This is a genomic window from Streptomyces sp. NPDC090088, assembly GCF_044747345.1.
In the GTDB taxonomy this organism is placed as follows: Bacteria; Actinomycetota; Actinomycetes; order Streptomycetales; family Streptomycetaceae; genus Streptomyces.
Window position 1 is genome coordinate 241,804 of record NZ_JBIVDZ010000005.1, and the last position, 21,783, is coordinate 263,586.

General features: G+C 71.1%; 22 protein-coding genes and 1 pseudogene. 13 read left to right on the top strand and 10 right to left on the bottom strand.

Going from position 1 to position 21,783, the window contains the following annotated elements:
- Nucleotide 1: 1 nt before the first annotated feature.
- The 7 genes from ACIPSJ_RS25045 to ACIPSJ_RS25075 all read left to right on the top strand — a co-directional run bounded on the left by ACIPSJ_RS25045 (nt 2) and on the right by ACIPSJ_RS25075 (nt 7,114).
- Complete coding sequence (locus ACIPSJ_RS25045; protein WP_401349016.1) at nt 2-1,819, top strand: ATP-binding cassette domain-containing protein; 1,818 nt, start codon at nt 2-4, stop codon at nt 1,817-1,819.
- Nucleotides 1,820-1,940: 121 nt separating this feature from the next.
- The gene (locus ACIPSJ_RS25050) at nt 1,941-2,807 is read left to right on the top strand and encodes an ABC transporter permease (protein ID WP_401349019.1); all 867 of its coding nucleotides are present in this window, start codon (nt 1,941-1,943) and stop codon (nt 2,805-2,807) included.
- A gap of 31 nt (nt 2,808-2,838) precedes the next feature.
- Nucleotides 2,839-3,834 carry an ABC transporter permease gene (locus ACIPSJ_RS25055; protein ID WP_359221362.1) on the top strand — a complete coding sequence of 332 codons (996 nt, stop codon included), beginning with the start codon at nt 2,839-2,841 and terminating at the stop codon, nt 3,832-3,834.
- Nucleotides 3,835-3,872: 38 nt separating this feature from the next.
- Nucleotides 3,873-4,520, top strand: a complete 648-nt coding sequence (locus tag ACIPSJ_RS25060; RefSeq protein ID WP_401349022.1) for a cysteine hydrolase family protein — start codon at nt 3,873-3,875, stop codon at nt 4,518-4,520.
- Nucleotides 4,521-4,548: 28 nt separating this feature from the next.
- Entirely contained in the window at nt 4,549-5,568 is a 1,020-nt protein-coding gene (locus ACIPSJ_RS25065; RefSeq protein WP_401349025.1) for a hypothetical protein, read from the top strand.
- A gap of 32 nt (nt 5,569-5,600) precedes the next feature.
- Entirely contained in the window at nt 5,601-6,617 is a 1,017-nt protein-coding gene (locus ACIPSJ_RS25070) for a phosphotriesterase (RefSeq protein WP_401349027.1), read from the top strand.
- Nucleotides 6,614-7,114 carry a RidA family protein gene (locus tag ACIPSJ_RS25075; RefSeq protein WP_359221356.1) on the top strand — a complete coding sequence of 167 codons (501 nt, stop codon included), beginning with the start codon at nt 6,614-6,616 and terminating at the stop codon, nt 7,112-7,114. The genes ACIPSJ_RS25070 and ACIPSJ_RS25075 overlap by 4 nt, the downstream gene beginning before the upstream one ends.
- A gap of 12 nt (nt 7,115-7,126) precedes the next feature.
- On the opposite strand, the gene ACIPSJ_RS25080 is transcribed toward ACIPSJ_RS25075, so the two are convergent.
- Nucleotides 7,127-8,011 carry a helix-turn-helix transcriptional regulator gene (locus tag ACIPSJ_RS25080; protein WP_401349029.1) on the bottom strand — a complete coding sequence of 295 codons (885 nt, stop codon included), beginning with the start codon at nt 8,009-8,011 and terminating at the stop codon, nt 7,127-7,129.
- A gap of 203 nt (nt 8,012-8,214) precedes the next feature.
- Here ACIPSJ_RS25080 and ACIPSJ_RS25085 point away from each other — a divergent pair, with 203 nt between their 5' ends.
- Nucleotides 8,215-9,042 (top strand): SDR family NAD(P)-dependent oxidoreductase, encoded by an 828-nt coding sequence (locus ACIPSJ_RS25085; RefSeq protein WP_401349032.1) that lies wholly within the window; start codon nt 8,215-8,217, stop codon nt 9,040-9,042.
- Nucleotides 9,043-9,160: 118 nt separating this feature from the next.
- On the opposite strand, the gene ACIPSJ_RS25090 is transcribed toward ACIPSJ_RS25085, so the two are convergent.
- Nucleotides 9,161-10,003, bottom strand: a complete 843-nt coding sequence (locus ACIPSJ_RS25090; protein WP_401349035.1) for an alpha/beta fold hydrolase — start codon at nt 10,001-10,003, stop codon at nt 9,161-9,163.
- A 239-nt stretch (nt 10,004-10,242) separates the two neighbouring features.
- Entirely contained in the window at nt 10,243-11,157 is a 915-nt protein-coding gene (locus ACIPSJ_RS25095; RefSeq protein ID WP_401349038.1) for a sigma factor-like helix-turn-helix DNA-binding protein, read from the bottom strand.
- A gap of 239 nt (nt 11,158-11,396) precedes the next feature.
- On the opposite strand from ACIPSJ_RS25095, the gene ACIPSJ_RS25100 reads away from it, so the two are divergent.
- Together ACIPSJ_RS25100 and ACIPSJ_RS25105 are read left to right on the top strand one after the other, a co-directional pair.
- Complete coding sequence (locus ACIPSJ_RS25100) at nt 11,397-12,161, top strand: alpha/beta fold hydrolase (protein WP_401349040.1); 765 nt, start codon at nt 11,397-11,399, stop codon at nt 12,159-12,161.
- Nucleotides 12,162-12,184: 23 nt separating this feature from the next.
- Nucleotides 12,185-13,534 carry an NAD(P)/FAD-dependent oxidoreductase gene (locus ACIPSJ_RS25105; RefSeq protein ID WP_401349042.1) on the top strand — a complete coding sequence of 450 codons (1,350 nt, stop codon included), beginning with the start codon at nt 12,185-12,187 and terminating at the stop codon, nt 13,532-13,534.
- Between the two features lie 64 nt (nt 13,535-13,598).
- On the opposite strand, the gene ACIPSJ_RS25110 is transcribed toward ACIPSJ_RS25105, so the two are convergent.
- The gene (locus tag ACIPSJ_RS25110; protein ID WP_401349045.1) at nt 13,599-14,126 is read right to left on the bottom strand and encodes a hypothetical protein; all 528 of its coding nucleotides are present in this window, start codon (nt 14,124-14,126) and stop codon (nt 13,599-13,601) included.
- A 191-nt stretch (nt 14,127-14,317) separates the two neighbouring features.
- Nucleotides 14,318-14,536 (bottom strand): hypothetical protein, encoded by a 219-nt coding sequence (locus ACIPSJ_RS25115; protein WP_401349047.1) that lies wholly within the window; start codon nt 14,534-14,536, stop codon nt 14,318-14,320.
- 256 nt (nt 14,537-14,792) lie between these two features.
- Here ACIPSJ_RS25115 and ACIPSJ_RS25120 point away from each other — a divergent pair, with 256 nt between their 5' ends.
- The gene (locus ACIPSJ_RS25120) at nt 14,793-15,512 is read left to right on the top strand and encodes an RNA polymerase subunit sigma (RefSeq protein WP_401349050.1); all 720 of its coding nucleotides are present in this window, start codon (nt 14,793-14,795) and stop codon (nt 15,510-15,512) included.
- A gap of 30 nt (nt 15,513-15,542) precedes the next feature.
- Here ACIPSJ_RS25120 and ACIPSJ_RS25125 read toward each other — a convergent pair whose 3' ends face one another.
- Complete coding sequence (locus ACIPSJ_RS25125; protein ID WP_401349053.1) at nt 15,543-16,463, bottom strand: sigma-70 family RNA polymerase sigma factor; 921 nt, start codon at nt 16,461-16,463, stop codon at nt 15,543-15,545.
- A gap of 267 nt (nt 16,464-16,730) precedes the next feature.
- On the opposite strand from ACIPSJ_RS25125, the gene ACIPSJ_RS25130 reads away from it, so the two are divergent.
- Nucleotides 16,731-16,994, top strand: coding sequence for a WhiB family transcriptional regulator (locus ACIPSJ_RS25130; RefSeq protein WP_359221340.1), 264 nt, complete (start codon nt 16,731-16,733; stop codon nt 16,992-16,994).
- Nucleotides 16,995-17,054: 60 nt separating this feature from the next.
- Here the strand turns inward: ACIPSJ_RS25130 and ACIPSJ_RS25135 are convergent, their stop codons facing one another.
- Nucleotides 17,055-17,654 (bottom strand): YceI family protein, encoded by a 600-nt coding sequence (locus ACIPSJ_RS25135; RefSeq protein WP_401349056.1) that lies wholly within the window; start codon nt 17,652-17,654, stop codon nt 17,055-17,057.
- Nucleotides 17,655-17,863: 209 nt separating this feature from the next.
- Nucleotides 17,864-19,594, bottom strand: coding sequence for an L-aspartate oxidase (locus ACIPSJ_RS25140; RefSeq protein ID WP_401349059.1), 1,731 nt, complete (start codon nt 19,592-19,594; stop codon nt 17,864-17,866).
- Nucleotides 19,595-19,779: 185 nt separating this feature from the next.
- Here ACIPSJ_RS25140 and ACIPSJ_RS25145 point away from each other — a divergent pair.
- A pseudogene (locus ACIPSJ_RS25145) lies at nt 19,780-20,001 on the top strand (ferredoxin family protein); the annotation flags it as partial.
- A gap of 149 nt (nt 20,002-20,150) precedes the next feature.
- On the opposite strand, the gene ACIPSJ_RS25150 reads toward ACIPSJ_RS25145, so the two are convergent.
- Together ACIPSJ_RS25150 and ACIPSJ_RS25155 are read right to left on the bottom strand one after the other, a co-directional pair.
- Nucleotides 20,151-20,648 (bottom strand): Ohr family peroxiredoxin, encoded by a 498-nt coding sequence (locus ACIPSJ_RS25150; protein ID WP_359221334.1) that lies wholly within the window; start codon nt 20,646-20,648, stop codon nt 20,151-20,153.
- A gap of 217 nt (nt 20,649-20,865) precedes the next feature.
- Entirely contained in the window at nt 20,866-21,762 is an 897-nt protein-coding gene (locus tag ACIPSJ_RS25155) for an RNA polymerase sigma-70 factor (protein ID WP_401349063.1), read from the bottom strand.
- Nucleotides 21,763-21,783: the final 21 nt, after the last annotated feature.

The following is a 21,783-nucleotide window of genomic DNA, read 5'->3' on the forward strand; positions in this document are numbered from 1 at the left end:
CATGGCGACGGACAACGCGACGGACAACGCGGCGAACAGCACCTCGGTCAGGACCGCGGGTGACATGGTGGCGGCCGAGGCGAGGACCCTCGGGCCCTCCCCGGTACTCTCTGTCCGCGACCTGCATGTGCACCTCACCCGCGCCGGCCAGGACGTACACGCCGTCCGCGGCGTCAGCCTGGACGTGCGACCCGGCGAGATCGTCGCCATGGTGGGGGAGTCCGGCTCGGGCAAGAGTGTGCTGGGTCTCGCCGCGATGGGACTGCTCCCGCGCCGGTCACGGCCCCACGCCCACGGTTCGGTCCTGCTGAACGGCACCGACATGCTCACCGCCGACGACGAGACCCGCCGCCGGGTCCGCCGCGGGCACGTCGGCGCCGTCTTCCAGGACCCGATGACCTCGCTGGACCCCACCATGACCGTCGGCGCCCAACTGGGTGAGGTCCAACGCGACCGGGCCGAACGGACCCGCCTGCTGACGGCCGTCGGCATACCCGACCCCGAACAGCGGCTCAAGGCGTTCCCGCACCAGCTCTCCGGCGGTCTGCGGCAGCGCGTGATGATCGCGCTGGCCATCGCCCGCACCCCGTCCCTGCTCATCGCCGACGAACCCACCACGGCACTCGACGTCACCGTCCAGGCGCAGATCCTCGACCTGCTCCGGTCGCTGCGTGACGAGATCGGCTGCGCCATGGTGTTCGTCACCCACGACCTGGGCGTGGCCGCGCAGATCAGCGACCGGATCACCGTGATGCGCCGGGGACTCCTCGTCGAGCACGGCACCACCGAACAGGTGCTCAACGATCCCCGGCACCCCTACACGCAGGGCCTGCTCGCCTCCCGGATCACGCTGGACACCCCCCGGGACCGCCCACTGACCCGACGCACCACCACGCCCGCGGAGCAGGAGGACATGGCCGTGCCCACCATCGTCGAACTGGCGGGCGGCGGGCACGGCCGGGCCGTGGACGCGGACGGCGTCCTGACCTCGGGCCGCGCCCCGGCGGCCGACCGCGATCTGCCCGCACGCTGGCCCGAGCCGGTCATCGGCGACGAACTCGCCGTACGACTGCGCGGCACCACCCGGGTGTACCGCTCCGGACCCCCCTGGGCCCGCCGCGAGCTGCACGCCCTGCGCGGCGTCGACCTCGACATCGCACAGGGCGAGGCGGTGGCCCTCGTGGGGGAGAGCGGCTGCGGCAAGTCCACCCTGCTGCGGATCGTCGCCGGACTCGAACACGCCACCTCAGGCGAGGTGTCGGTGGCCGGCGGCACCCCCCAGATGGTCTTCCAGGACGCCGGTTCCTCCCTCACCCCCTGGCTCACCGTCGGCGACATGCTGGAGGAACGCCTGGCCCTGACCGCCTCCGGCCTGGACCGCGCCCGGCGCCGGGCGGCGGTGACGGACGTGCTCGCCACCGTGGGCCTGCCCGCCGACATCGCGGGTGCCCGGGGCGACCAGCTCTCCGGCGGCCAGCGGCAGCGCGCGGCCATCGCCCGCGCGGTCGTCGTGCCGCCACGCGTCCTGCTCTGCGACGAGCCGACGTCCGCCCTGGACGTGACGCTCGCCGCCACCGTGCTCGACCTCCTCGGCCGGCTCCGAAGGGAGTTGGGCATGTCCGTCCTGTTCGTCACCCACGACCTGGCGGCGGCCCGCCTCGTCGCCGACCGGATCGCCGTGATGCAGGCGGGCCGCATCGTCGAGGCGGGCCCCACCGAGCGCGTGTGTACCGAGCCCGCCGAGCACTGCACCCGCGCCCTCCTGGACGCCGTACCCCGACCGCGTCGGCGGCTGACGAAGAGGAGCGATCCCGGATGACCACGGTCAGCCCGGGGCCCGCCAGGACGCGGTGCGCCGCCCCCGGACACCGCGCCGACAGTCCCCTCGATGCCGTACCCCGACCCCGCCACCCGCGGCGTACGACGACCGGAGGTCCCCGATGACCGCCCTCGGATTCCTGACCGGCGGCAGGCAGGGCACCACCGCCACCCCGGCAGCGGGCCGTCTCCGTCCCGCGGCGGGAGACCGACTCGCCCTGGGGGCGCTCGCGGTGCTCGTCGCGCTGGCCCTGCTCGCCCCGCTGGTCAGCCCGCACAGTCCCGTCCTGCGCAGCGGCGAGGCGTTCCTGTCCCCGGGCAGCCCCGGCCACCTGCTGGGCACCGACGCCCTCGGCTACGACCTGCTGGCCCGCGTGCTGTACGGGATGCGGGCCAGCCTGTTCGCCGCGGCCGTCGTGATCGCCTCCGGGGTGCTCGCCGGCGGCTTCGTCGGGGTCCTCGCCGGAGCCCTGCCCGGCTGGGCGGACTCGGCGCTCATGCGGGTGACCGACCTGTTCCTGGCCCTGCCGGGCCTCGTCATCGCGATGGCCGTCGCCGCCTCCCTCGGGGCGAGCTACCACAGCGCGCTCATCGGGATCGCGGTCGTGTGGTGGCCGATGTACGCCCGTCTCGTCCGCGGCGAGATCCGCGCCTGGGCGGCCCGCCCGCACCTGGAGGCGGCCCGGCTGGCCGGCGTTCCCTGGGGCCGGCGCGTCGTCCGCCACCTGCTGCCCGGCGTCCGCTCCACCCTCGTCGTGGCCGCCAGCCTGGACGTCGGCTCGCTGGTCGTCGCCCTCTCCGCGCTGTCCTTCGTCGGCCTCAGCTCCCCGGCCCCCGCACCGGAACTGGGCGCCATGGCGGCCCAGGGCATGCCGTACCTGCTGACCTCCTGGTGGGTGCCGATCGTGCCGGGCGTCGCGGTGATGCTGCTCGCCCTGGTCGCCAACTACGCGGGCGACGCCGTACGCGATCTGCTGCGCCGCAGGTGAACCCGCCCCCGCACCGGAAAGGACCCACCCCGTGACCTACGCGCTGCGCCGCGTCGCGGCGATGCTCGGCGTGCTGCTCGCCCTGACCGTGGCCCTGTTCACCCTTCAGCAGGTGTCCGGCACGGACCCCGCCAAGGCCTACGCCGGCGCCAACGCCTCCCAGGCCGCGCTCGACGCGGCCCGTGCCCGCCTCGGCCTGGACCAGCCCCTCGTGCCCCGCTATCTGCACTACCTGTCCGGCCTGCTCCACGGCGACCTGCAGAACTCGCTGCGCACCCGCACACCCGTCGCCGCCGACCTCGCCGCCGTACTGCCCGCCAGCCTCGAACTCGCCGGCTGCGTCCTGTTCCTGGCCGTGCTCCTCGGCGCCGCCTTCGCCTACGTCTCGGCGATCGGCGCGCGCGGCGCCGGGATCCTGCGCGCCGTGCTGTTCTCGGGCGCCGCCGCCCCCACCTTCCTGCTCGGCATGGTCGCCGTCCTCGTCTTCTACGGCCGGCTGGGCTGGCTGCCGGCCGGCGGACGCACCTCCTTCCGGGACGCGCCGACCGGCCCGACCGGGTTCCTGCTCGTCGACAGCCTCCTGGCCGGACGGCCCGAGGTGTTCGGCGACGCCGTCACCCACCTCGCACTGCCGGCCCTGTGCGCCGCGATCTCGCCCGCCGTCGCCATCGGCCGCGTCCTGGTCGACGGGCTCACCGCCAACCTGGCGGCCGACCACGCCCGCACCGCCCGCGCGGCCGGTCTCACCGAACGCGCGGTCCTGCTGCGGCACGCCGTCCGCAACTCCCTGGGGCCCACCCTGTCCATGGTCGGCATCCAGGCAGGCGCCCTGCTCGCCGGACTCGTCGTGGTCGAGAAGATCTTCGACTGGCCCGGAGTCGGCTCCTACCTGGACGCCTCCGTCGCCGCCGCCGACCTCCCGGGCATCACCGGGGTCGCGCTGCTCCTCGGCGTGGTCTACGTCGTCCTCAACACCGTCGTCGACGTCCTCCAGGTCCTCGCCGACCGCCGCCTGGCCCTCACCTGAGGCCCGTCACACCCCGAACCGAGAGAGGAACCACCCGCATGAACACAGTCGGCAACACCGTCCTGATCGTCGTCGACATCCAGGGCGGCGACGTCGAACCCTCCGCCGCCCGCACCGAGATCCCCCACATGGACGGACGCGCCGAGCGGATGCCCAGGGTGCACGAACTGATCCGCCGCACCCGCGAACAGGGCATCCCGGTCGTCTGGATCCAGGAGGTCCACAAGCCCAACCTCGTCGACATCGGACGCGAACTCGACGGCTCCGAGGGACCGCACTGCATCGAGGGCTGGCCGGAGACGGAACTGTCCCAGGGCCTGCGGCCACGCCCCGACGAGTTCCTGATCCGCAAGCGCCGCTACTCCGCGTTCTTCGGCACCGAGCTCGAGATCGTGCTCAAGGCCTACCGCGCCGAGACCCTCTTCCTCATCGGCGGACTCACCGACGTCTGCGTCCACTACACCGCCGTCGACGCCCACCAGCACGACTACCGGGTGCGGGTGGTCACCGACTGCGTCGGCGGCTCCAGCAGGCAGGCCCATGACGCGGCGCTGCGCGCCATCCACTACCTCCAGCGGGACGCCCTCGTCGAACAGCACGAGGTACTGCGCTGGCTGGACACCGCCGTGCCCAACCCCGAGGTCGAGCGGGCCGACCGCACCCACCTCGCCGGCCGCACCGTATGAGCGAGCTCCGGCACACCGGGAGGCAACCGTGATCGAGACCGTCCTGGGCCCCGTCGACGCCTCCCTCCTCGGTCCGACCTCCATGCACGAGCACCTCCTGTCCGACGCCCGCGTCCTGCACCGGCCCCCACGCGAACCACTGCCCGACGACACCCGGGTCGGCATCGAGAACCTCGGCTTCCTGCACTGGAACCTGCTGGCCCTAGAGGACAACCTCGTCCTGGACGATCCCGTGGCCACCGCCGTGGAACTCGCGCCCGCACGTGCGCTGGGCCAGTCCTGCGCGGTGGACCTCACCACCTTCGGACTGGGCCCCCGCCACCGTGAACTCCCCGCGCTCTCCCGGGCATCCGGACTGCACATCGTGACGGGCTACGGCGCCTACCTGGCCCGCTCCCATCCCGAATGGCTGCGCGCCCTGGACGAACAGGCCCTGGAGAAACTGTTCCACGAGGCACTGACCGACCACATACCCGGCGTCGACTACCGCGCCGGCCTCCTCGGCCTCCTCGGCACCAGCGCACCCCTCGACCCCGCCGAACGCCGCGTCCTACGCGCCGCCGCCCGCGCCGCAGCGCGCTGCGGCGCAGCGGTCGCCGTCCGGCTCGACCCGGGCGCACGCCTCGGCCTCGACGTACTGGAACTGCTGACGACAGCCGGGCTGTCGGCCGAGCGCATCGTCTTCTCCAACGTCGACGAGTACATGGACAAGCCCTACCTGCGTGAACTCGCGGCCGCCGGTACCACCACGGAATGGTGCTTCGGCAACGAGGCCTACTACCGCGACGGCTACAAGGACCCCACGGACGCCGAACGCCTCGATGTCGCACAGGAGTTCCTCGCCGAAGGCTTCGCCGACCGCATGGTCCTCGGCTGCTCGGTGTGGACCAAGACCCAGCTGCGCCGCTGGGGCGGGATGGGCTACGACCACCTCCTGCGCCGGATCGTCCCGGCCCTCCGCGACCGCGGCGTGCCCCGGCACCTGCTGGACACCATGCTCGTGGACGGCCCCCGCCGCCTCCTGGACCGGCCCCCCACGACCGGCTGAACCGTCCGCACCCCCCTTCCCCGAGGACACGCATGCCCATTCACACGGTGCTGGGCCCGGTCGACGCCGGCACACTCGGCCCGACCTCCATGCACGAGCACCTCCTGAGCGACCTCAGACTGTGGGCGCGGCCCGCACCACCGGACGAGGCCCCCCTGCCCGGCCCCATCCGCCCGCACGACATGGCCCGGCTGCGCTGGAACGCCCTGTCCGTGCCCGACAACCTCGTCCTGCACGACCCCGAGGTCGCGACGGCCGAGCTGACCGCGCTGCGCGCCGCCGGCGGAGCCGCCGTCGTAGAACTGACCCTGGACGGCATGGGCCGCCGCCTGGCGCGACTGCCCGAGATGTCCCGCCGTACCGGCGTCACCATCTGCGTCGGCACCGGCTGGTACGTCGAGGCCACCCACCCGCAGGAAATCCGGACCGCCTCGGTCGACACCCTCACCGAACGGCTGCTCGCCGAGCTGAGCGGCGGCATCGACGACACCGGCATCAGACCGGCCCTGATCGGCGAACTGGGCACCGGCCACCCGCCCACCGCGGCGGAACGGCGCGTGGTGGCGGCCGCGGGACAGGCGGCCGCCATCAGCGGGTGCACCGTCAACGTGCACGTCTCCTTCCGCGGCCAGGACGCGCTGACCCTGGCCGAACTGCTGCTGGCGCAGGGCATGCGGGCCGACCGCATCGTGCTCAGCCACATGGACGAGGTCCTCGACCGCTCCTACCACCGGGACGCCGCCCAGACCGGAGCCGTCCTGGAGTACGACACCTTCGGCACCGACTTCTTCTACGGCAGCCCCGACCTGCGCTCGCCCGCCGACCACGAACGCCTCGACATGGCCGAGTGGCTGCTGTCGGAAGGACACACCGACCAGCTCGTGATCGGCTGCGACGTGTGGACGCAGTCCCACCTCCTGCACAACGGAGGCTTCGGCTACGAGCACCTCTTCCGCCGCATCGCACCCGCTCTGGAACGCCGGGTCGGTTCCGAGGCCGTCCACCGCATCCTCGTCACCACCCCGCGACGCCTGCTGGACCGCCCGTGAGCACCGTCGAGAGCGCGGAGACGCGCGCCGCCCGTCTCGGCCTGGAGATTCCCGACTACCGTGATCCCCCGTACGGGGGCCGCTACGGCACCGTCAAGGCCTTCCACCGCAGCGGCCGCCTGCTCTTCCTCAGCGGGTACACCCCGGAAGACCGGGCCGGCACCATCCTGCACCCCGGCCGGCTGGGCGACGATCTCACGCTCAGCCAGGGCCAGGAGGCCGCCCGTGCCGCCGCGATCAACGCTCTCGGAGGCATCCGGCTCGCCCTGGGCTCCCTCGACAGGGTCACCTCCATGGTCCGCGCCCTCTGCTTCGTCGTGTGCACCGCCGACTTCGAGGACGTCCACCAGGTCGCTTCCGGTGCCACCGACCTCCTCACCGAGGTCTTCGGTCCCCGCGCGGGCGTCGCAGGCCGCGCCGCGATCGGAGTGATGCAACTGGCCCGTCGTAACTGCTTCGAACTGTGGCTCACGGCAGAGACCGACGACACGGATTGATCCTCCTGGGGCTCAGCGGTGCCGGACCCGAGCCGGTTTCGGGCCGCTGGGGCGGGCGTGCTGGGCGGCCCAGGTGGACAGCACCGCCAGGGCCTCCTCGGACGGGGATCCGGGGGCGGCGAGGAAGGTGTAGAGGATCTGGTCGGGGTCGCCCGGAAAGGTCAGTGTCTCGGTGTGGAGGGTGAGGTCGCCGACGATCGGATGGTGAAGGACCTTCGTGCCGTAGCTGTGGACGACGACCTTCTGTCCGGCCCACCAGCGCCGGAAACGCTCGCTCTTCATGGACAGTTCGCCCACGAGCTCGGCGGTGGCGGCATCGTCGGGGTTGCGGGCCGCGTCCATGCGCAGGGCGCCCACGAACTCCGAGGCGACCCGTTCCCAACCGTCTCCGAAGAGCGACCGGGCGGCCTCGTCGAGCACCATCCAGCGGGTGACGTTGCGGTCCCGGGCGGGCATCGCGTCGAAGTCGGCGAGCAGCGCGCGGGCCATACGGTTCGCTGCCAGGACGTTGGTGCGGCGCCCCAGCACGAAGGCCGGGGTGTCCCCGAGACGGGCGAGCAGCGCGTGCACGCCGGGGCGCACCTTCTGCACGGCACGGGACGCGCGACGGCGGCCCGTGGCCGGCTGACGGGCCACCGTGTGCAGATAGCCGCGTTCCGCCGGGTCCAGCCGAAGAGCGTTCGCCAAGGCGTCGAGAACGGCTTCCGAGGGGGTGATGGGCCTGCCCTGTTCCAGCCGCGTGTAGTAGTCCACGCTGACGCCCGCCAGCGCCGCCAGTTCCTCCCTGCGCAGCCCGGGGACCCGGCGCGGCGTGGGGTCGTGGATGCCGAGCCCTCGTGGATCCATCGCCGCCCGCCGCGCGCGCAGGAAGTCGCCGAGCCCTTCGTTCCGGTCCATGGGTCCATGGTCGCGCGCGAGGGCCCGTGCCGCCGTGGCGAAGGTGGCCCTCCTGAACCCAGGAAGCGGCGGGCCGGCCAGGGGGCCGTCGTGCACCTCTCCCGGGTGTTGCCTGGAGAGCGGAGACACCACCCAGGTGCTTCCTCCTCACTCTGATCGCCGCGCGCAGGGCGTACGGCTCACCCTCCCCGGGAGTTCTCGACATGTCTTCCACTTGGCTCATCACCGGCGCGACCTCGGGCTTCGGCCGTCTGGTCGCCGAACGCGCGCTGACCGCAGGTGCCCATGTGATCGCCGTCGGCCGGCGCGGCGACCGACTCGCCGAACTGGCCGACCGGGCCACGCCGGGACAGGTCACCACGGTGCCCCTGGACATCACCTCGCCCGAAGCGGAGGAGGCGCTCGCCACCGCCGTACGATCCGCGGGAGGGCTCGATGTCCTGGTGAACAACGCGGGCTACGGGTTGTTCGGCTCGGTCGAGCAGATCGGGGCAGCCGAGGCCCGGGCGATCTTCGACACCAACGTGCTGGCCAACCTCGCCGTCCTGCGCGCCACCCTCCCGGCGCTGCGGGCCGCCCGCGGCAGGATCGTACAACTGTCCTCACTCCTCGGTCAGTTCGCCTGGCCCTCGGCGGGCCTGTACGCGGCGTCCAAGGGGGCTGTGGAGCTGTTCAGCGAGGCCCTCGCCCATGAACTCGCCCCCACGGGTGCCAAGGTCACCCTCATCGAACCGGGCACCTTCGCGACCGAGTTCGCCGCCAGCCTCCACGTCGTCGCCCCGAGTGAGGTCTACGTCCCGTCCGTGGGGAAGTTCCTCACGGACTTCGCCGCCCTGCCGCCCGAGGCGTTCGGTGACCCCGAAACCGTCGCGGACGCGATCATGGCGGTCACGGCGATGGAGGAGCCGCCGTTGCGCCTGGCCGTCGGCGCCGACGCGGTCGAGGGCATCCGCGCCTCCCTCCGCTCCCGCCTGGCCGAACTCGACCGCTGGGAGGCCTTCGCACGCGTACCGGCCGAAGAGGTGGCCTGACCACCGACCTGGGCCTGCCGAACCGATCGCGGCTCAGCGCTGTCGGTGACTGGCCGCCGGCAGCGCGCTCGTGGCCTCGACCACTGTTCTCACGTTGTGCGAGGGACGGGCCCCGGGATCAGCCGAGCCCCCCGAGGACGGAGTGGGCGCGGAGGAACGTGAGGACCGAGGCGCTGAACTGTCCGGGCCGTTCGATGTGTGCGAGGTGTCCGGTGTGCTCCAGGATCGACAACTCGGCAACAGGCAGGCTCTCGTGCAGGAGGCGGGCCCAGCGCGGCCCGCAGATGAAGTCCTGCCGGCCGGTGAGGACGAGTGTCGGGACGGTGATGCCGGGCAGCAGCTCGCGGACATCGAACGGAGGGCCCTGCCCCCGGTTGGGAGCCGCGTACATCCGGAGCGACCGACGGGCGGGCGCGAACTCCTCCTCCCTGCCCCAGTAGTCGAAGAGATAGGCCGGCATCATCGTCCGCAGCACGGCAGTGGTGCCCTCGTCGTCCAGCCGGTCGAGCGGGGTGGTGAGGGCGTCGACGTAACCGGCCACCTCCGGATGGCCGTCGACATGGTCCTTCACGAACTGCTCCATGGCGGCGACCGCCGCCGACCAGAACTGTTCGTCGGTGACCGGCGACGTGTCGTAGAGGAGCAGTGCGGCGAGTCGTCCGGGGTGGTCGAGGGCGTACTGCTGGGCGACGAACCCACCATGGGAGTGGCCGAGCAGAGTGACCTTCGGCAACCCCAGATGTTCCACCACACCGTGCAGGAAACGTGCGTACGTGGCCACCGTGTAGTCGTGCGGATCGGGGAGCCGACCGGAATCGCCCGTGCCCACCGGTTCGATGTAGACCATGGTCAGCGAGCGTTCGAGGTCCGGCATGCGCAGGTAGTCCCAGCCGATACCCGGTCCGCCCGAATGGGCGACGCATACCGGGCCCGATCCGGCGACGTGGTAACGCTGTTCCACGTCGGCGGTTCCATGAGGGACAGTGATCGTGTGGGTACCGGGTGACAGAGGTTGATGCGAGTGCTTCACGTCTTCCGATGATCCGTCAGAGGTGGGTCCACTTCAAGAAGAAGCACAACAGGTGATCACACTGTTATGAGATGCGTCGACTTCGTGACATGACAGCGTGAGGTAGGCTGATCACAGTGTTCTGTCGGCACGGACGGGCGCGCGATGCCTCGGCGGACGGCCCCCGGACGCTACCGCGCGTGTGGGCCGTCCTCGGACGGTGTTCCACGCTCGCCCGGAGGAGTGCGGAGTCGGTTCCAGCCCCGGAGTTTGTCGGGGTTGAGGACGGCCCAGACGTGGGTGACGTGGTGGTCGGTGACGTCGAAGCTGATCACGGCGGCGACCTGGTCGTTGTGGCCGACGACGATCGCGGTGCGGCCGTTGGCGGAGCGGAGGTGCAGCGTGGTGCGGGGGCGGGGGGTGAGCAGGGTCAGAAGGGTGCGGGCGACGTGCTGGCTGCCGTGGACGGGTCGGGTCAGGGCGCGTACTTTGCCGCCGCCGTCGAAGAACGCGGTGGCGTCGGGCGCCAGCAGGGCCGCCAGGTGCGCGGCGTCGGTCGTGGCACAGGCCTGCTGGACGGCGCGGACGATCCTGTCGTGCTGTCGCGGTGTGGTGGGGTGTGCGCGGCTGTCGCGCAGGCTGCGGCGGGCGCGGTCGGCGAGTTCGGCGCATTCCCGTGGTGTCTGTCCCACGATGTCGGCGACCGTCTGCGGGGGCATGGCGAAGACATCGTTGAGGACGAACGCCGCCCGTTCGACCGGGGGCAGGGTGTCCAGGGCATCGAGCAGGACGCCGCTGATGTCCACCGGCAGGGCCCGATTGAGTCCGGTGCTGCCGCTGCCGCTCTCGTCGGCGTGCACGGGCCGGCGGCCGGGCTGTGACAGGTGTGCCAGGCAGATGGTGCCCGTGGCCCTGGTGAGCCAGGTGCGCGGCTCGGTGATCCCTGTTCGCTGGGCGTCGGTCAGGCTGTACCAGCGCCGGTAGGTTTCGGTGACCGTGTCCTCGGCCTCGGGGCCGGTGCCCAACATCCAGTGGGCGACGCTGAGCAGATGCCGTCGCTCGTCGAGCAGCTCCGCGATCGGTACCGTGTCACCGGCCTGGCCCATGTGGCGTCCTTCCTCTCATCCGGCACCACGTCGCCACCACCGTGATCGGATGGCAGTGCCCTCGGCAGTGCAGACCGGACACGCACGCAGGGTGTGACATCGGCTCGCGGCTGGCGCACAGTCCGCCACGAGCCTGGACATCAGCCCCCCGTTTGTTCAGACAGTGTGAAAAACAGTGTGACAAGATGCGGTGTCGCTCTCATTCACGAGGCGTCGTCCACTCATGAAGGAATTCACTCATGCCTGCGATCCTGATCCACGGCGTACCCGACACTCACCATGTATGGGACGGTGTGCGCCGGCACCTGACCAGGACCGACGTGGAGGCCTGGGACCTGCCCGGGTTCGGCGCCGCGCGCCCGGCCGGTTTCGGCTGCACGAAGGAGGAGTACGTGGAGTGGCTGATCGACCGCCTTGAGCAGGTCGGTGAGCCGGTGGACCTGGTCGGTCACGACTGGGGATGCATTCTCACTCTCCGCGTCGCCGGCCTGCGTCCTGATCTGGTCCGCACCTGGGCGGGAGGCAACGGGCCGGTCAACGCCGGATACCTCTGGCACCCGTTGGCCAAGGTCTGGCAGGACCAGGTCGAGGGCGACCGCTTCATGGCCGAACTGCGCACGGAGCCCTTCGCCGACGACCTGGCGGCCGGCTTCGACGTACCCGTCGACCTGGCCAGGGAGATGGCAGGCCGCGTGGACGGCCCGATGAAGGACGCGATCCTCAGGCTGTACCGGTCGGCGGTCACCATGGGGGCGGAGTGGGAGCCGGGGCTGTCCGCGGTGTCGGCGGCCTGCCTGGTCTTCTGGGGAGCGCTCGACCCCGCCTGTCAGATCGAGTTCGGGCGCAGGCTCGGCGCCTCCCTGCACGGATCCGAGGTGATCGAGCTGGACTGCAATCACTGGCCGGTCCTCCAACGGCCCGCGGAGGTCGCCGAGATCCTGGAGCGGCACTGGAGCGCGCACGCCGTGTCACATCAAGTGGTGCCGACCGGTCTAGAGGGGTGAAACCGAGAGGAACAGAGGACACCGTGCGTGAGATCTTGATCGTGGGTGGCGGCTACGCGGGTTTCTACACCGCGTGGGGCCTGGAGAAGAAGCTGCGGCGCGGTGAGGCTCGCGTCACCGTGGTCGACCCTCGTCCGTACATGACGTACCAGCCGTTCCTGCCCGAGGTGGTCGCCGGATCGGTGGAGGCCCGTCATGCCGCGGTCTCGCTCCGGCGGCATCTGCGCCGCACCCGTCTGATCACAGGATCGGTGACGGAGATCCGCAACAGTGCGCACACGGTCACGATTCGGCCGGAGACCGGGCCCGACTTCGACCTCCATTACGACCTGCTCGTGGTGACGGCGGGAGCCGTCACCCGCACCTTCCCGATCCCCGGGCTGAGCGACCAGGCGTACGGGCTGAAGCATGTAGAGGAGGCCGTGGCGATCCGCGACCGGCTGCTCACCTCGTTCGACCGCGCGGCGACCCTGCCGCACGGACCCGAACGCCGCAAGCTGCTCACCGTCACGGTCGTGGGCGGCGGCTTCTCCGGAGTGGAGGGCTTCGGCGAGTTGCTGGGCCTGGCCGGCGCGCTGCTCAAGCACTATCCGGAGATCGGCGCGGACGAGCCGGCCTTCCATCTGGTCGAGGCGCGGGGGCGGATCCTGCCCGAGGTCACCGACCGGCCCGGTGAGTGGGTGGTGCGTTCGCTGGAGAAGCGGGGTGCGCGCGTGCACCTGAACACCCAGCTCGTCTCCGCGGCGAACGGGCGCGTCGTGCTGTCGGACGGAGAGGAGTACGAGTCGGGGCTGCTGGTATGGGCGGCCGGCAACGCCTCCAACCCGATCGTGCACAACCACACCGACCTTCCCGTCGACGAACGTGGCCTGCTGACGGTGCGCGCGGATCTCCGGGTCGGCACGGACACGGAGGTCGTGGCGGACGTCTGGGCGGCCGGCGACGACGCCTCGGTGCCCGATCTCGCGGCCGGACGACCGGACGCCCGCACGGTGCCGAACGCCCAGCACGCCGTCCGCCAGGGCAAGCTCCTGGCCAAGAACATCCTGGCGTCACTGCGCGGCCGTCCGGCCAAGGACTATGTGCACCACAGCCTGGGGGTGGTGGCCACCCTGGGGCTGGGCCGTGGCATCTTCCAGTACCGACGCCTGGTCATCAAGGGTTTCCCGGCCTGGCTGATGCACCGGGGCTACCACGTTCTGGCCGTGCCGAGTTGGGAGCGCAAAGTCCGTGTGTTCGCCGTGTGGGCCACCGCCGTCTGCTACGGCCGCGACATCGTCTCTCTCGTCGCGGTCCAGCACCCGAGGGAGGCTTTCGTCTCCCGCGGCGCCCCACGCCGAAGCGAGGAGCCCACGGACGTAGCCGCCGGATAGGCCGTCCATGTCGCTGCCGGGCGGCGGGTGTCTCGCCGAGAACACCTGCTGCCCGGCGTGGGCTTCAGGACTTGGCCGCGCGGTAGAGACCGCGGCCGGCACGGCGGACGCGGGAGGAGCCGACCAGACGGTCGAGGGTGCTCCGTACCGCGTTGATGCTGCCGCTGTCGGTGTCACGGCCCAGCGCGGAGGCGACATCGCGGGCACGGACGTCGACGTCACCGGCTTGCGCGAAGTACTCCAGGATCTGTTCGGTGAGTTTGCCGTACGTCTTCGCGTGGTCGGCGTCGTCGCCGCTGTCGGTGTGACCGGGCGACGCCGTGGTCTCGTCGGCACTCTCTGTCGTGTCGTCCACAGGTGTCACACGTGGCGCGGGGGTGGGCTCCACCGACGACGGCGCACCGACGGAAACGGCCTCCGGCATGAGGGCCTGAAGGGCGCTGAGGGCTCGCTGTACGGAGCCGAGGTGAGCGGTGACCGCGGCCAGTTCCCGCTCCAGAGCCTGCTTCTGGACCTCCAGCCGGGTCAGGTCCTCCTGGAGGCTCTCGGCGGTGATGGCGATGTTACGAGCCGTGGAGGTCACGGGGACCATGTGTTCCTCTCGTCCTCACCCCTTGTTCCGGCGGGGCCGCCCGATGTGCCGGCTCCGTCACTCGGCCCAGCACCGAGGGGATGCTACCCGGACATCATATGCAGGGGTCCGTGCCCGTCGAGAAGGGAAGCGGGCGGCGGGGGAACGGATCGCCTGCCACGGTGACCCACCGGATCCGCCCGCGCGATCCGTCAGGGACGCCCGGTCGCCGAGCACACGTCGTCGTCGGTGGCACCCGCCACGGGGTGCCGCAGTCGCCTCAGGGTCTCGGAGACCGCGTCGATGCGGGCGTCCACCGAGTCGATCGCTTCCCGGAGCACGCTCATACGTCCCTCCAGCAGGGCAGCCTCCGCCGCGAGCGACGCGGTCACGGCGGCGGGATCGGTCCGCCGGTCAGTGCTCCGGGGCATGCTCTCGTCCTTCATGCTCTTCCTCCGTCGCTCCGGGCTCGGCCGGTCACCGCCGAGCCGCCGACACCGCTTTGACCGAACAGCGAGGAGAGCTGTGACAACCCCAGGAATCCGCTCCTCCCGCTCCTTGCCCGAGGGTTCCGAACGAGCCGCAAGGGAAAGTGTGTTTGGGGCGAGGACACCGTGCCGTCCACAGAAAGGTGGATACGGTGGCACGGGGCAGCGACCTGATGGCTGTTCAGGGGGAGGAGGCGGTATGGAACCGGCCGGTGACACGATGTCGATCGCGGAGATGCTGGACGAGCGCCGGCATCTGCTGGAGGTCGCACACTGGATGCTGGGCAGCCGTGTCGCCGCCGAGCGCGTCACCGACGAAGCGTACCGGGAGTGGTACGGGCTCTCCGATCACCGTCGGGCGCGGATCGGGACGCCGAGAGCCTGGCTGACCCAGACCGTGGGGAGAATCTCCCTGGCGCGGCTCGACGGTGTTCCGGAGGTGGCAGCAGGCGCGGTCGCGGGCGCCGAGGAACAGGCAGAGCGCGCAAGCACCGGGCCGGCGGACCATGCCCTTCGCAGCCTGCGGGCCCGGCGTGCACAGCCGGCACCACCGTGTCGGCAGGACCGGATCGTCCACTCCGTACGACAGGCCTGCGCCGATGAGGACACCGCCGGTCTGCTCTCCCTGCTGTCCAGCGACGTCATCGCGTTCTTCGACGGCGGAGGCAAGGTCCGCGCGCAGACCCGTCCGGTCGTCGGCAGTGAAAGGGTCGCCCGGAGTCTGCTGACGCTGCTCGCCCGTCACCCGCGCACCACCTTGTGCGCCCACCCGGTCAACGGCCGCACGGGTCTCGTCGCTCGCTACGCCGACCAGGTCGCCGCCGTCGTCGGTCTCGACGTGGCCGGCTCCCGCGTCGTACGGGTCTGGGTCGTCCTCAACCCCGACAAACTGCGTTCCTGGAACCGCCCTCGTGCCTGATGCGCTCATCTGCCGAAGCAGGAGTCGGTCTCAGGCGAAACTGACAGCCGCACAACGGGAGCGGGAGTCGACGAAAGCGGCGATCTTGCTCGGGTTGAAGACCCACATCACCTGGTGAACGCCACGGCGCGTGGCCGCGATGGTCATGAACGTGGCCGGTCGCCCGCCCCGGTGAAGCAGGACTCCGCCACGCCCGTTGGCCTCGACCTGTTCGGCCTCGACCGCCGGCCAGAACCGTGGATAGGCGGTCGACAGGTTCGCCACCCGGGCCCGGCCCAGGACGGGGACCCGGGCAGCTCCCCGGATGCCGTTCCCGTCGGACAGACTGACCGCGTCCGGTGTGAGCAGTGCCTCCAGTGAGGCGACGTCCCCCTGCCGAGCAGCGGCGACGAAGGCATGGAGGAGTCTGCGGTGCTCGGCGGCGTCGACGCTGTCCCGCTGCTCGTCGGCGAGGTGTTTGCGCGCCCGGCTCACGATCTTCCGCACGTTGACGGGGCTGAGCCGCAGGATGCGCGCGATCTCCGGGTAGGCGTAGTCGAAGGCCTCCCGCAGGACGTATGCGGCGCGCTCGACCGGGGGAAGCTTCTCCAGCACCAGGAGCAGGGCGAGTTCCAGTGCCTCCGCCCGTTCGGCGCCGACCACCGGGTCATGGCTGGTGTCGACGGGCTCGGGCAACCAGGGACCGATGTAGGTCTCGCGGCGGACACGGGCCGACTGAGCCACGTTGATGGCCAGCCGCGTGGTGGTACTCGACAGGAACGCCACGGGGCTGACCACGACGGAACGGTCGGTTCTCTGCCAGCGCAGCCACACCTCCTGGACGACGTCCTCGGCCTCCGCCGCACTGCCCAGCACGCGATAGGCGATGCCGAAGAGACGCGGCCGGAGCTCCACGAAGACGGAAACGGCCTCGCTCAAGTCGCCTTCCACAGGGGGCGCCTCTGGATGCATGATCCTTGGGTCTCCGTTCTTCTGCTACCGGTGAATTCACGGAGGCGACCATCCGGCCGTCCGACGTGGCCCGCGGGCGGGCGCGTCGGCGGTTCTGACGGGATGCCGCGATCACCTCCGCCCCAAGTGACCGGCGGCGCAGGCTCTTCGTGACAGTTTCCCGGTGGATTTCTTGCCGGATCGGCACCTGCCCGATGTCACATAGGCGCCGGCCGTTCGGTCTTTGAAGTGAGCGGCGGTGACGTAATGCCGACCAGGAGGTGTTCCATGGATTGGCGCGTACGGGGCCTGTGCCTACGCGAAGACCCTGATCTCTTCTTTCCGATAGGCAGCGTCAGCAGTGGTCCGGTAGCGATACAGACGGACGCGGCGAAGGCCGTCTGCCGTCGATGCCCCGTGCTGGAGAAGTGCTTGGCGTGGGCCGTGGACGCGGGTCCGATCGAGGGCATCTGGGGCGGTACGACGGAGGGGGAGCGCCGTGCCATGCGCCGGCCCGCGGAGCGCGAGGCGGCGACGGAGGCCGCCGCCTGACGGCGGGGTGGCCGGGGAGCCGGAACCGGAACCACCCCGCCCACCCGCATCGGCTTCCCGTCAGGCCGCCGTGCCCCGGTCCACCCGTACCGCCGAGACGTCGAGGGCCAGAGTCACCTTGTCGCCGACGAGGACGCCCCCCGTCTCCAACGGCGTGTTCCAGGACAGCCCCCAGTCCGAACGCCGCAGGGTGGCCGTGCCCTCGAAGCCGACCCGATGGTTCCCGAAGGCGTCGTCGCCGGCGCCGCCGAGGACGACGTCGACGTCCAGGGGCAGCTCGATGTCCTTGACGCGCAGACTTCCCGCGAGGCGGAAGGCACCGTCGGCGAGCGGGACGATGCCGGTGGAGCGGAAGCTCATCAGCGGGAACGTCGTGGAATCGAAGAAGACGGGTCCTCCCAGGTGCGCGTCGCGCTCCCGGACTCCCGTGTCCAGACTGTCCGTCTGGACACTCACGTACGCCTCGGAACGCGACGGGTCGGAGCCGTCGAGTTTCAGCAGGCCCTCGAAACGGCCGAACCTCCCGTGGACATGGGAGATCATGGCGTGCCGGACGGAGAACCCGATCGTGCTGTGCACCGGGTCGATGGTGTAGATGCCGGTCAGTGCCGGGAACGGACCGAGGCCGTGGGAACGGGCCCGCGAGCGGTGGATCAGCATGGTGAGTGGCTTTCGTTCCAGAGGTGGGGAAGGGGCCTGTCGTGCCGCGATGGCGACGACAGGCCCCCCACCGGCGACTCAGCGCCGCCGCGCGAGCCAGTCGGTGAAACGGGTCTCCGCGATGTCGTCCGCATCAGGAAGGACCGGGTGTGCGTGTTGTCTGTGACAAGGTCACTGCGTGTCCCGCGCCTCTCATGATGTGAGGACGGCTATTCGACGAGCTTTCCCTCGGTGGAGACGTCTGCCATGAGGGACGCGATCTCGGCGGCGATGGGCGGAATGCTCTCGTGGGTGATTCCGGTGGCCGGGGACCAGACCAGGTTGACGCGGAAGGCGGGGTCCATGTCGGGGAAATCTCTGCGGTTGTGACAACCGCGGGTTTCCCGGCGTTCCAGCGCGGCTTCGAGAGTGGCGCGGGCGGCCAGCGCCGCCGACTTGAGGTCGAAGGCGTGCGCGAGGTCCTGGAAACCGGCGATGTCGGGGTGGACTCCGACGTTCTCCATGCGCTTCTCGATGGTGTCCAGTTCCGCCAGGCCGGCGCGCAGACCCTGCTCGTCACGGACGACCCCGGCGTGTTCGGTCATGGTGTTGCGGATGGCGCGCTGAAGGGCGCGGACGTTCTCCGGTCCGTCCGCGGCGAGCAGTTCGTCGACCTCGGCGCGGGCCTGGGCCACGGCGGCAGCGGACCGGGGCTGCGCGGTCAGTGACTCCGAGTAGGCGGCGGCCGCCTGGCCGGTGATGCGGCCGTAGACGAGGAGTTCGATGAGGCTGTTGCCGCCGAGGCGGTTGGCGCCGTGCAGGCCGCTGGCGGCCTCGCCGATGGCGTACAGGCCGCGGACGTCGGTGCTGTGGTCCTCGGGGCGGACCCAGACGCCGCCCATCGAGTAGTGCGCCGTGGGCGCGACCTCGATGGGGTCGCGGGTGATGTCGAGCATCTGCAGTTCGAGGAGCGTCTGGTAGACCCGGGGCAGCCGGTTCATGATCGTCTGCCGGGGGAGGTGGGAGACGTCGAGCCAGACCCCGCCGTTGGGGGTGCCGCGGCCTTCCTTGATCTCGGTGTAGGAGGCGAGGGCCACACGGTCGCGGGTGGACAGTTCCATGCGCTGCGGGTCGTAGCGGTTCATGTACCGCTCGCCGAGGGCGTTGCGCAGGATCCCGCCCTCGCCGCGGGCGGCCTCGCTGACCAGGGTGCCGGCGGCGTTCTCCGGTTCGATGATGCCGGAGGGGTGGAACTGGACCAGTTCGGGGTCGCGCAGCCGGGCCCCCGCCTCGACCGCCAGGCGGAAGGAGTCACCGGTGTTCTCGTCCCGTCGCGAGGAGGTGCGGCGCCAGATGCGGGTGTGCCCGCCGGCCGCGAGGATCACGGCGTCCGCGTGGATCAGGTGACGGGTGCCGTTGCCGAGGTCGAAGCCGTAGGCCCCGAAGACGGCTCCGTCGTGGACCAGCAGGCGGGTGATGTACACGCTGTCGAGCACGGGTATGTCCAGCTGGCTCGCGCGCCGGATGAGGGTGCGCTGGATCTCCAGGCCGGTGTAGTCGCCGGCGAAGGCGGTACGGCGGAACTTGTGGGCGCCGAAGAAGCGCTGCGAGATCCGGCCGTCCTCCTCGCGGGCGAAGGCCATGCCGTAGCGTTCCAGGTCGTCGATGCCCAGGGCGGCGCCCTGGGTGACGATCTCGACCGTGCGGGGGTCGCCGAGCAGGTAACTCTCCTTGAGGGTGTCCGCGGCGTGCTGCTGCCAACTGTCCTCGGGATCCATGGTGGCCAGGGCCGCGTTGATCCCGCCGGCGGCCAGCGAGGTGTGCGTGTCCTCCTTGGGGCGCTTGCCGACGGCGATCACGTCGACGCCGGCCTCGGCCAGTTCGATCGCCGCCCGCAGGCCGGCTCCGCCGGTACCGATCACCAGCACCGTGGTGGACAGACGTTGTTCGGTGATAGGCACGATTGCTCCCGTCGCTGTGGGTGGTCACTGACTAGGACCGGGCCGGGCGGCGGTCTGTGACACCGGCACCGCCCGCTCGGGAGTGTGCGGGTGTCACAACATGACGGCGTCGACGGTCATATCGACGAGCCCGACGGCCGCGGGAGCCGTCCGTGAAGCGTGCGACGGCGAGGAGGAGAAGAGGGATGACCTACGTCATCGCGCAGCCCTGCGTCGACATCAAGGACCGGGCATGTGTGACCGAATGCCCCGTGGAGGCCATCTTCCACGAGGACGACCTGCCGCGGCACTGGGCGCACTTCCGTTCCGTCAACGCGGAGTTCTTCTCCGCCACGCCCTCGGGGCTGAACCAACGGTGTGACCCTCCCCGTGACCATCCCCTGGTCGCCACCATGGCCCCGCAGAGCCTGCACAAGAAGGAGATCTCCGCCTTCACCGTCGGCAAGGAGGAAGCCGCCGACGTGGACCTGTGGGTCCCGTCCTGACCGGCCGGACCCACCATCCGTGGCCCTCGCCGCAGGGGCGGCGGCCACGGATGGCCGGATGGACGTACCGGTCAGGAGTCGAGGGCGATGGTGGTCGGCGTGCCCCTCCAGGCCATGCGCGCGTAGGGACACAACGCGTCGGCCTCCTCCATCAGTCCGGCGGCCGTCTCCCGGGCGACACCGGGCCAGCGCACCACCAGGCCGACGCGCAGCACGTAGCCGCCGTCCTCGGGATCCCGTCCGAAGGCGACGGTCGCCACCACCGAGATGGCTGCGGGGTCGAGCGCCTCCCGCCGGGCCAGCAGGCTCAGCGCGCCGTGGAAGCACGCCGCGAAGCCGGCCGCGAAGAGCTGCTCAGGATTGGTTCCCCGGCCGTCCCCGCCCAGTTCGGCGGGCATCCGCAGATCGAGGTCCAGGGCACCGTCGGACGAGCGTGCCCGTCCGGAAGCCCGCCCGTGCGAGGCGACACCGCCGTGGACCGTCACGGTGGTCGTGTAGATGGGCGAGAACTCGTCCCCGTCGTAGTCCTTCTCGGTCGACAGGGTGGGCAACTGGATCCGCTCGGTCACGGCATGACTCCGATGTCGTCGTGGTACGGCGTCCCGGTACAGGTCCGGGAGTGCGTATGCGGGGGCCTTGGACGCGGAGGGCGGCGACGGACCTGACCGTGGTGCGCCCCGCGCGGACCGGGACGGTCTCTCGTGCGGGCCGGACCGGACTACTCAATGACCGGCGAGCAACGGTTCCTGTGACGTCCATCTGGCGCCGCAAGGCCGCCCGAGCGGGTCAGCCGCTCAGCGCGGCCGCATAGGGCGACAGCTTGGCCGGGTTCATCACCCACATGATCCGGTCGATGCCGTCCGCCGAGACATCGACGGACAGCAGGGCGACGGGCGCTCCGCCGGAGGAGACCAGCACGGCCGGCCGGGCGTTCGCCTCGACCCACCGGACCTCCGTCCGTGGCCAGAAGCGGGGAGCGAAGGCCACGAGGTACTGGGCGACACGGCGCCGCCCGACCACCGGGATCCTGGACGCGCCGCGGATGCCGCCGCCGTCCGAGTAGCTGACGACGTCGGCGGCGAGGACGTCCTCCAGTACCGTCAGATCACCCGTCCGCGCCGCGGTGAGGAACACCTCCAGCAGCCGCCGGTGGTCTGCCGGGGCGACGCGCTCCCTGCGCTCGGCGGCCAGGTGCCTGCGTCCGCGGCTGACCAGCTGACGGGCGTTGGCCTCGGTCGTCTCCAGGATCTCGGCGACCCGCCCGTAGGGATAGTCGAACGCCTCGCGCAGGACGTAGGCGGTGCGCTCCACGGGATTCAGCTTCTCCAGAAGCATCAGAACCGCCATCTCCAGGGCCTCGGCCCGCTCCGCGCCCAGCTGCGGATCCTGCGCGGTGTCGACGGGCTCGGGCAGCCAGGGGCCCACATAGGACTCCCGCCGGACCCGTGCGGACTGGGCCAGGTTGATCGCCAACCGGGTGGCGACCGTGGTCAGGAAGGCGGCGGGTTCCTGGACCCTCGCGCGGTCCGTGTTCTGCCAGCGCAGCCAGGTCTCCTGCACGACGTCCTCGGCCTCCACCGCACTGCCCAGGAGACGGTACGCGATGCCGAAAAGCTGTGAACGCGCAGACAGGAAGTCCTTCGTCGCCTGATCAAGGTTGTCGGAGCGGGCGCCGGCCTGCATGGATCATCCCTTCTGGCTTCG

Excerpts from the sequence above, each read along its gene's own strand:
- ACIPSJ_RS25045 (WP_401349016.1), top strand. The coding sequence starts at position 2 with ATGGCGACGGACAACGCGACGGACAACGCGGCGAACAGCACCTCGGTC.
- ACIPSJ_RS25050 (WP_401349019.1), top strand. The coding sequence starts at position 1,941 with ATGACCGCCCTCGGATTCCTGACCGGCGGCAGGCAGGGCACCACCGCC.
- ACIPSJ_RS25060 (WP_401349022.1), top strand. The coding sequence starts at position 3,873 with ATGAACACAGTCGGCAACACCGTCCTGATCGTCGTCGACATCCAGGGC.
- ACIPSJ_RS25070 (WP_401349027.1), top strand. The coding sequence starts at position 5,601 with ATGCCCATTCACACGGTGCTGGGCCCGGTCGACGCCGGCACACTCGGC.
- ACIPSJ_RS25080 (WP_401349029.1), bottom strand. The coding sequence starts at position 8,011 with ATGGACCGGAACGAAGGGCTCGGCGACTTCCTGCGCGCGCGGCGGGCG.
- ACIPSJ_RS25085 (WP_401349032.1), top strand. The coding sequence starts at position 8,215 with ATGTCTTCCACTTGGCTCATCACCGGCGCGACCTCGGGCTTCGGCCGT.
- ACIPSJ_RS25095 (WP_401349038.1), bottom strand. The coding sequence starts at position 11,157 with ATGGGCCAGGCCGGTGACACGGTACCGATCGCGGAGCTGCTCGACGAG.
- ACIPSJ_RS25100 (WP_401349040.1), top strand. The coding sequence starts at position 11,397 with ATGCCTGCGATCCTGATCCACGGCGTACCCGACACTCACCATGTATGG.
- ACIPSJ_RS25110 (WP_401349045.1), bottom strand. The coding sequence starts at position 14,126 with ATGGTCCCCGTGACCTCCACGGCTCGTAACATCGCCATCACCGCCGAG.
- ACIPSJ_RS25115 (WP_401349047.1), bottom strand. The coding sequence starts at position 14,536 with ATGCCCCGGAGCACTGACCGGCGGACCGATCCCGCCGCCGTGACCGCG.
- ACIPSJ_RS25120 (WP_401349050.1), top strand. The coding sequence starts at position 14,793 with ATGGAACCGGCCGGTGACACGATGTCGATCGCGGAGATGCTGGACGAG.
- ACIPSJ_RS25125 (WP_401349053.1), bottom strand. The coding sequence starts at position 16,463 with ATGCATCCAGAGGCGCCCCCTGTGGAAGGCGACTTGAGCGAGGCCGTT.
- ACIPSJ_RS25130 (WP_359221340.1), top strand. The coding sequence starts at position 16,731 with ATGGATTGGCGCGTACGGGGCCTGTGCCTACGCGAAGACCCTGATCTC.
- ACIPSJ_RS25135 (WP_401349056.1), bottom strand. The coding sequence starts at position 17,654 with ATGCTGATCCACCGCTCGCGGGCCCGTTCCCACGGCCTCGGTCCGTTC.
- ACIPSJ_RS25155 (WP_401349063.1), bottom strand. The coding sequence starts at position 21,762 with ATGCAGGCCGGCGCCCGCTCCGACAACCTTGATCAGGCGACGAAGGAC.